Annotated in this window: 3 protein-coding genes and 1 pseudogene; 1 reads left to right on the top strand and 3 read right to left on the bottom strand. The window is 65.0% G+C overall.

Annotated elements, in window-relative coordinates; all coding sequences use genetic code 11:
* Both QOC69_RS10770 and QOC69_RS10765 read right to left on the bottom strand, forming a co-directional pair.
* Window positions 1-649, bottom strand: a 649-nt coding sequence (locus QOC69_RS10770) for an enoyl-CoA hydratase/isomerase family protein (RefSeq protein ID WP_526439191.1), incomplete at its 3' end; no start/stop codon positions are given.
* Entirely contained in the window at window positions 646-1455 is an 810-nt protein-coding gene (locus QOC69_RS10765) for an enoyl-CoA hydratase/isomerase family protein (RefSeq protein WP_526439189.1), read from the bottom strand. The genes QOC69_RS10765 and QOC69_RS10770, both read right to left, overlap by 4 nt.
* A 165-nt stretch (window positions 1456-1620) precedes the next feature.
* Between QOC69_RS10765 and QOC69_RS10760 the strand changes: the two genes are divergently transcribed.
* Window positions 1621-2658, top strand: coding sequence for an MBL fold metallo-hydrolase (locus QOC69_RS10760; RefSeq protein ID WP_526439186.1), 1038 nt, complete (start codon window positions 1621-1623; stop codon window positions 2656-2658).
* Between the two features lie 124 nt (window positions 2659-2782).
* Here the strand turns inward: QOC69_RS10760 and QOC69_RS10755 are convergent.
* Window positions 2783-2900, bottom strand: a pseudogene (locus tag QOC69_RS10755) (hypothetical protein); the annotation flags it as partial.

The raw sequence follows: 2900 nt of genomic DNA, 5'->3' as shown, positions 1-2900 counted from the left end.
TCGCCGACAACGCCTGCGTGGGAAGGTCGACCAGCTGTAGGGCCAGCTCCTCTGCGCGACTTTGTAGTTCGTCGTCGGCCGCGACCTCGGTGATCAGCCCGATGCGCAGCGCCTCGGCAGAGGTGAGCGTCGGGTTGGTCAGGACGATCCGCAGCGCCTGCCGTAGCCCAACCAACTGGGTGAGCGTCACCGACACCCCGCCGTCGGGGGCCATGCCGACGCGAACGGCGCCGGAGAAGAACTTCGCGGATTCGGCGGCGACCACGATGTCTGACGCACACACCAATCCCAGGCCGCCACCACCCGCCGCGAAGCCCTGTACCGCCGTGACCACTGGGACTCGTAGCTGAATCAACGCAGCGGAAGCCAGCTGCAGCCAGGCCGTGGCCTCACGCAGGTAGTCCGGCAGGTCGGCGCCCTTGGACTCGAAGGTGTGAATGTCGCCGCCTGCGCAGAAGTTGCGCCCTTCGCCGGTCAGCAACACGACCCTGACCTTGGGATCGGCGTGACAGGTCAAGATCGCCTCGTGTAGCGCCTTGAGCAGTTCCACGTTCAACCCGTTGGAGACCTCCGGCCGGTTGAGGCGGAGACGGGCCAGCCCGCCGTCCACGTCGAGCGCGACAGGCGTCGTCGAACCAATCGTCGTCACCGGGTTCCTCCTCGTTCGCTGAAGGCCGACGCACCGTTGCGTCCGGCTCCCTCGCTGATGTGGCGCACAACTGCGGTGATTTCGTCGTCGAGACCCGCTGCCGCGGGCTGCTCTAACCCAGACAGCACCAGTTGCTTGATGGCCGTGAGTGCGCCCCGGTCGCGGCCGGCCATTGCGGACACGAACAGCTCCACCTCGTCGTCGAAGCGATCTCGCGGAAAACTGCGGTATGCCAGACCCAGCCGAGCGGCATCTGCGCCCGAAAGCCGGTCTCCGCTGAGCAGGACTCCCATCGCCTGTTGGCGACCGATCAGCCGCGGCAATCTCTGTGTGCTGCCGCCGCCAGGGATCATGCCGAATCTGATGTGATTGTCCGAGATCCGCGCATCATCGCTGACCAGCACGGTGTCCGCGGCCTGCATGAGTTCGAATCCACCCGCCGCGGCGACTCCTTCGACTGCGGCCACCACGGGTACGTCGATCGCGCTGATGGCATCGCAGGCGCTCCGGAAGGACACGAACAATGTCCGCAGCGCCGCCGGTCCTTCGGCGCGCAGTCGCTCGACCTCGCCGAAATCGCCACCTGCGCAGAAGTTTCCACCCGCACCCCGGATGACGATCACGTGGATCGTCGGGTCCGACCCGAGTGCAAGGATCGCGCGCTCGAGTTCGACGCCCAACGCGACGGTGATGGCGTTCATCTGCTCCGATCGATCGAGGGTGATCCGACCGATCCCTGCGGCGGCGTTGACCGACACGACCCCCTCGCGCTCGGCGAAGACCTCCGGTGGCAGTGGATCAGTCATGGGTGATCGTCGACTCCAGGTGCTAGTAATTTCTAATTTACATTAAACGACTTGTGCGGCGGTTACAACCACGACCGCGGTAGCCACGCCATCCTTCGCCTGGGTAAGAGATTTTTTATCCTATGTTAAATTACGGTGATCCGATGGAGTGAAGGGACTGATTGAATGCTGGATCGTCGTCTGACCACTGATCGCCACGAGGTGGACGACGTCACCCCGCACGTCGTGCGCATCCCGCTGCCGCTTCCGCTCGCGGACCTGCGGACGGTCAACGTGTACGCCATCCTGGGAGACGACGGCGTGACGCTGGTGGATTCCGGTTGGGCCGACGAGCCAAGCGAATCCGTCATCATCGAAGCGCTGCACGGGCTCGGATTCGCCCCCGGCGACGTGCGGCGCATTCTCGTCACCCACGCCCATTGGGACCACTTCTCCCGAGCCATTATGTGGCAGCGGCGCTATGGCACCACAGTGCTGATCGGCCGTCAGGAACACCACACGATCGAGGCATTCGACGAGATCGACGGCGCCTATCCGATACAGGCGCGGCTGTTGCGCCGGGCAGGCGCACCCGAGCTCGCGCAGACGATCGCCGACTTGGAGCTCGAACCGTTCGAACGGGACGTGCCGTTCGGGCCACCCGACATCTGGCTCGACGACGGCGATGAAATCGACTGCGGTGGAACGCTGATCGTCGCTCGCGCGACGCCCGGTCATACCCGTGGACATATGGTCTACCAGGACCGCCGAGCCCGGCTGGCATTCACCGGCGACCACATCCTGCCGCGTATCACGCCATCGATCGCTCTGGAGCGAATGCCCGAAGAGCTGCCACTTCGGTCCTATCTTTCCTCACTGCGGCTCTTCCTGGACCTGCCGGACGCGTGGATGCTCCCCGCGCACGGCGCGGTCACGCAAAGCGTCAACGCCAGGGTCGACGAGTTGCTCGACCATCACCGGGAGCGTCTCGACCTGGTCCACGGGCTGGTCGCGGCCGGATCCGACACCGCCTACGACGTTGCGCGGCGCATGCTGTGGACCCGCCACGAGCGCACCGTCGACGAGCTTGGCGCGGTGCACGGCATGACCGCGATCCTCGAGGTCGCAGCCCACCTCGACCTTCTGGTTGCTCGCGGATCCCTTACCTGTGCGGCATCAGGTCCGACCAATCACTACGCGGTCACGTCAACTACCTGGTTCTGAGGGACTGGGGCTTGCAGCTGTAGCGCCTGGCTGGCTGTCAGGTGTTACGCCGCGCTGGGGACCGTTGACTGGGCCCAGGTGGTTGGTGCTCGGTGCGCGATGTTGTCGGCGCCGAGGATGTCTGCCACAAATGCTTGGGATCCCACTGAGGATGAAAGCAGTCCCAGGCGAAGTAGCAGGCATTGCGTGTGCCCAGCCGACCGTCCTGCACCCGTTTCCACGCCAATTCCACCGGCACGTTG

Origin of the sequence: Mycobacterium sp., assembly GCF_032162105.1 — a bacterium.
Classification (GTDB): Bacteria; Actinomycetota; Actinomycetes; order Mycobacteriales; family Mycobacteriaceae; genus Mycobacterium.
This window is presented reverse-complemented; position numbering and strand designations above follow the sequence as displayed.